The organism is Isoptericola sp. NPDC056578 (genome assembly GCF_042793275.1).
GTDB lineage: Bacteria > Actinomycetota > Actinomycetes > Actinomycetales > Cellulomonadaceae > Isoptericola.
Genome location: NZ_JBHTVC010000108.1, coordinates 1 through 5,342 on the forward strand (window position 1 = coordinate 1; position 5,342 = coordinate 5,342).

At 72.2% G+C, this 5,342-nt stretch carries 3 protein-coding genes and 3 tRNA genes; 5 read left to right on the forward strand and 1 reads right to left on the reverse strand.

All coding sequences use genetic code 11. From position 1 onward, the window contains the following. Positions 1 to 142 precede the first annotated feature (142 nt). Both ACFQ80_RS22360 and ACFQ80_RS22365 read left to right on the forward strand, forming a co-directional pair. Complete coding sequence (locus ACFQ80_RS22360; protein ID WP_429731380.1) at positions 143 to 697, forward strand: GTP-binding protein; 555 nt, start codon at positions 143 to 145, stop codon at positions 695 to 697. A gap of 112 nt (positions 698 to 809) precedes the next feature. Further along, positions 810 to 894 (forward strand) — tRNA-Ser (locus tag ACFQ80_RS22365). Between the two features lie 82 nt (positions 895 to 976). Here ACFQ80_RS22365 and ACFQ80_RS22370 read toward each other — a convergent pair. Beyond that, positions 977 to 2,815, reverse strand: a complete 1,839-nt coding sequence (locus ACFQ80_RS22370) for a GMC family oxidoreductase N-terminal domain-containing protein (protein WP_430565188.1) — start codon at positions 2,813 to 2,815, stop codon at positions 977 to 979. 112 nt (positions 2,816 to 2,927) lie between these two features. Here ACFQ80_RS22370 and ACFQ80_RS22375 point away from each other — a divergent pair. The 3 genes from ACFQ80_RS22375 to putP all read left to right on the forward strand — a co-directional run bounded on the left by ACFQ80_RS22375 (position 2,928) and on the right by putP (position 4,959). Further along, a tRNA-Ser gene (locus tag ACFQ80_RS22375) sits at positions 2,928 to 3,019 on the forward strand. Between the two features lie 156 nt (positions 3,020 to 3,175). Further along, positions 3,176 to 3,248, forward strand: a tRNA-Arg gene (locus tag ACFQ80_RS22380). A 199-nt stretch (positions 3,249 to 3,447) separates the two neighbouring features. After that, positions 3,448 to 4,959 carry a sodium/proline symporter PutP gene (gene putP / locus ACFQ80_RS22385; protein WP_430565189.1) on the forward strand — a complete coding sequence of 504 codons (1,512 nt, stop codon included), beginning with the start codon at positions 3,448 to 3,450 and terminating at the stop codon, positions 4,957 to 4,959. Positions 4,960 to 5,342: the final 383 nt, after the last annotated feature.

The window sequence follows — 5,342 nt, forward strand, 5'->3', positions numbered from 1 at the left end:
CGCGAGCCCGCCGCAGGCCGCCGCGCCCCAGGCGCCGGCCGCCCAGCCGGCCACGGCGCCGCAGCCCCCTGCCGCACGTCCGGCCGACGGGGCTGCCACGCAGGCGGCCGCGGCACCCGCGCCGCCCGCCGGCGCCCCGACGGTGACGAAGATCGTCGTGGCCGGTGGCTTCGCCGTCGGCAAGACGACGTTCATCGGCTCCATCTCGGACGTCGAGCCGCTGAACACCGAGGCCGCGATGACCGAGCACTCGGTGGGTGTCGACGACGCGGGCGGGGTCTCCGACCGCAAGACGAGCACCACCGTGGCCATGGACTTCGGCCGGGTGAACCTGCCGGGCAACCTGTGGCTGTACCTGTTCGGCACCCCGGGGCAGGACCGCTTCCTGTTCATGTGGGACGACCTCATCCGCGGCGCGATCGGTGCCGTCGTGCTGGTCGACACGGACCGCCTGGAGCAGTGCTTCCCGGCGATCGACTACTTCGAGTCGCGGGGCGTGCCGTTCGTCGTGGGCGTCAACTGCTTCGACGGTGTGGCCAAGCACCGGCTCGAGGACGTCCGCGAGGCGCTGCAGATCCCGGCGCACGTGCCGATGCTCTACACGGACGCGCGGTCGCGCGCGGCGACCAAGCAGACGCTCATCGCCCTCGTGCAGCTCGCGATGCGTCAGCTGCGCTCGGGCGGCGGCGCGGCCTGAGAGCTGCTCGCCCGTCGCTCCCGCGGCCCCGGAACGCCTCGGCGACCGGGGCCGCGGGCGTATGCCGGCCGGTACACTGCTGTGCCGGACGAGCGCCCGTGCGGCCGTCCCGGGAGGGCTGACAGAGCGGCCTAATGTGACGGTCTTGAAAACCGTTGTGCAGCAATGCACCGGGGGTTCGAATCCCTCGCCCTCCGCCCGACGACGCCCCGACGGTCACACCGTCGGGGCGTCGTGCTGTCGGTGCCGGATCAGGGGTACCGGATCAGGGGTGCCGCGTCAGGCGTGCCGGATCTCGACGAGCGGCAGCCGCAGCGCCCCGGGCGCGGCCCCGGGCACGACAGGCCGCCGGGGCGCCGTCGGCGGCACGACGACGTACCTCGCGCCGGGAGCGGGCCGGGCATCGGCCTCGTCGCGGTTGGGCCACAGCGCGCAGGCCCGTTCGGCCTGTGCGGTGATGGTCAGCGACGGGTTGACGCCCAGGTTCGCGGTGACGGCGGACCCGTCGAGCACGTGGAGGCCCGGGTGGCCGTGCACGCGGTGGTAGGGATCGATCACGCCCGCCTCCGGCGTCTCGCCGATGGTGCACCCGCCGAGGATGTGCGCGGTCATCGGCACGTCGAACGGGTCGCCCGCGCTGCCGCCCGCGAGACCGCCCATCCGGTCGGCCATCGCGCGCACGGCGTCGTGCGCCACGGGGATCCACGTCGGGTTCGGGGCGCCGGTGCCCTGCCGGGAGGTGAGGCGCCGCCCCAGCGGCCCGCGGCGCGTGAACGTGGTGAGCGAGTTGTCGCGGCTCTGCATGACGAGGGCGATGACCGTGCGCTGCGACCAGCCACGCAGGTCGTACAGCGCGGGCAGGTGCCGGCGCTGCCGCCACAGCTCGCCGAGCCAGCGTCGCCAGCGCGGCCCCTCGCCGGGCCCGACGCCGTCGACGAGCACCGTCTGCAGCAGTCCCATCGCGTTGGACCCGCGGCCGTACCGGACGGGCTCGACGTGCGTCTGCGGGTCCGGGTAGAAGGACGACGTGATGGCGACGCCCTCGGAGTAGTCGGGCTCGCCGACCTGCCCGCGGCGGGCGGGCCGCATGGCGCCGAGCAGCGCCTCGGAGTTGGTCCGGGTGAGGTGACCGAGCCGGTCGGACAGGCGCGGCAGGTCCCCGCTGTCCCGCATCGCGTGCAGGAGGCGCTGCGTGCCGAGCGTGCCGGCGGCGAGCACGACCTGCCGGGCACGGTAGGTGCGGCGGCCCGCCCAGCGGCGACCCGTCCGGTGGGTGCGGATCTCGTACCCGCCGCCGGACCGCGGCACGACCGCGGTGGCCGTGGTCAGCGGGTGCACCCGCGCGCCGGCGCTCTCGGCGAGGTGCAGGTAGTTCTTCACGAGCGTGTTCTTCGCGTTGTGCCGGCAGCCGGTCATGCACTCGCCGCAGTGCAGGCACGGGTTGCGGTCGGGCCCGGCGCCCCCGAAGAAGGGGTCGGGGACCGCGGGGCCGCGGGCGCCGCGCGGCCGGTCGTCGCCGTCCGGGCCGAGGTACACGCCCACCCGCACCTTGCGGAAGGTGTGCCCCACCCCGAGGTCGTCGGCGACGTCGCGCATCAGTTCGTCGGCGGGGGTGGTGCGGCGGTAGTCGACGACGCCGAGCATCCGCTCCGCCTGGTCGTAGTACGGCTCGAGCTCCGCCTTCCAGTCGGTGACGTGCGCCCAGGCGGGGTCGGTCCAGAAGGCGTCCAGCGGCCGGTACAGGGTGTTCGCGTAGACGAGCGAGCCGCCGCCGACGCCGGCGCCGGCGAGGACCAGCACGTCCCGCAGGCGGTGGATCCGCTGGATACCGAAGCAGCCGAGCGCCGGCGCCCACAGGAAGCGCCGCAGGTCCCAGGAGGTGCGCGGCAGCTCGTCGTCGGCGAACCGGCGCCCGGCCTCGAGCACGCCCACGCGATAGCCCTTCTCGGTCAGGCGCAGGGCGGCGACGCTGCCGCCGAACCCGGAACCGATCACCAGCACGTCGTAGTCGTCCGGTGTGTCGCCGGGCGGCGGGGAGGGGGTGGTGGGGTGGTGCGGGCCGTCGTCCGTGCCCTGGTGGGCGCGCTGCGGGTGGTCCTGGTCGTCGTCGTCCAGCATGCGGCAGACCGTAGCGCGGTCGGGGGTGTGGTGGGGACGACGCCGCGCGGCTTTGCCCCCGGGCAGCGTCGCCGGTTAGTCTGGGCGCCGCGGTGTTGCTGTGTTGCCGCGAGGAGACGTCGCATAGTCTGGTCTAGTGCGCCACCCTGCTAAGGTGGTAACGGGGCAACCCGTTCGCGGGTTCAAATCCCGCCGTCTCCGCCAGGAAGGCTCCGGCTGCTGAACGCCCGGGGCCTTTTCTGTTGCTCCGGCAGGAGCCCTGCCGGTGTCGTGCATCACGATGCGGCACCTCGGTTTGGGGAACCGGCTCGAGGGCTGTAATGTTCTCGTCGGTCGGTGCGAGAGCGCCGGCCAAGGACTGCGCCCGTAGCTCAACGGATAGAGCATCTGACTACGGATCAGAAGGTTGGGGGTTCGAATCCCTCCGGGCGCACCGAAAGGCACAACGGCTCGATCCTCACCAGGGATCGGGCCGTTGGTCGTTTCGGCGCCATCGAGGTGGCAACGGGGTGGCACCGCAGCGAGGTCAGCGCCGACCGCGTCCCGACCTGGCCCCGGTCCGTCGTGCATGCGGCGGTCGGCGCGTCCAGCGCCAGACGCTGCACCACACGACCGAGAGGGTGATCGATCGCATGAGCGATCAGACCTGGCAGACGATCGCGATCGTCGCGTACCTGGTGGCGATGCTGGGCATCGGCTACGCCGCGTACCGCCGCACGGACGACCTGGACGACTACATGCTCGGGGGGCGCAAGCTCCGGCCGGGCGTGGCGGCGCTGAGCGCCGGCGCCTCCGACATGTCGGGCTGGCTGCTGATGGGACTGCCGGGGGCGATCTACGCCACCGGTCTCGTCGAGGCGTGGATCGCGATCGGCCTCACCGTCGGCGCCTGGCTCAACTGGAAGTTCGTGGCGCCCCGCCTGCGGGCCTACACGGAGGTCGCGAGCAATTCGATCACGATCCCCAGCTTCTTCGACAACCGCCTCCATGACCCCGCGCACCTGCTGCGCATCGCGGCCGGCCTCATCGTGCTGGTGTTCTTCACGTTCTACGTGTCGTCCGGCATGGTGGCCGGCGGCACCTTCTTCGAGAGCTCGTTCGGCCTCGACTACCTCACCGGGCTCCTGGTCGTGGGAGGGGTGACGCTGGCCTACACGCTGTTCGGCGGGTTCCTCGGTGCCACGTGGACCGACGTCGCGCAGGGGCTGCTGATGCTCGCGGCCCTCGTGGCCGTGCCGGTCATCGCGATCGTGGACCTCGGCGGCTGGGGCGCGGTGACCGAGGGCATCCGTGCTGCCGACGCCGCCACCGGTACCCACCACCTGTCCTTCTTCGCCGGCGCCTCGGCCACCGGGGTGATCTCCGCGCTCGCGTGGGGCCTGGGGTACTTCGGGCAGCCGCACATCATCGTGCGCTTCATGGCGATCCGCAGCCCGCAGGACGCGAAGGCCGGTCGCCGGATCGGGATCGGGTGGATGTTCCTCACCGCACTCGGGGCCGTGCTGACCGGACTGGTCGGCGTCGCCTACGCGACCGTCAACGGTCTCGCGGTGGACAACCCCGAGACGATCTTCCTGGTGCTGGCGCAGCTCCTCTTCCACCCGCTGATCGCGGGGCTGGTGCTCGCGGCCGTGCTGGCGGCGATCATGTCGACGATCTCGTCGCAGCTCATCGTCTCCTCATCGGCGCTCGTCGAGGACCTCGTCAAGATGACCGGGCTCCGCCTGAGCACGCGCACCGAGGTGATGCTGGGACGGGCGGGCGTGCTCGTCGTCGCCGTGGTCGCCGGCCTCATCGCCCTGGACCGCACGTCGTCGATCCTCGACCTCGTCGGGTTCGCCTGGGCGGGCTTCGGCTCCGCGTTCGGACCCGTCGTGATCCTCAGCCTGTACTGGCGCCGCCTCACGCGATGGGGCGCCCTGTCCGGGATGCTCGCGGGCGCGGTCGTGGCTTTCGCCTGGGGAAGGTCGTCCCTCGCGGACTCCCTCTACGAGATCATCCCGGGCTTCGCGCTCGGCCTGCTCGTGGCCGTGGTGGTCAGCTTCCTGACGCCGCGGCCGGACGGCACGGTGCTCGACGAGTTCGACTCGGCGCGCCGGCTGGCGCGCGGTGACCGGCCTGAGCCGGAGACCGTGACCGCCTGATCGGGGCCCCACGCGGCACCGGTCGGGCGCCCGTGGCCGGACGTGGCGCGCGCCACGTCCGGCCACGTTGCACGGAGCGGCCCGCCCGGGTAATGTTCTACGACGTCAGCCCGACGGGCCGACGGACACCGAGGAGACAGCCGAGAGGCTGGGTACCGGTGGCCGGGCCGGGACTGAAAACCCACACCTTCAACGGTCGGGATGCTTCGCGCATTCTTCCCGGTGGGATCGGATCGTCTTTTCGACCTCCTTCGATCTTCGGATCAGGGATTTGGAAGAGGGAAAACGGTCTGGTAAGTTTGAGGGGTTGCCCCGGCGGGGTCGGAACGGTTGGTTCTGGTTCTGCGGTGTGCGTCGGTTGTTTGAGAACTCAACAGTGTGTT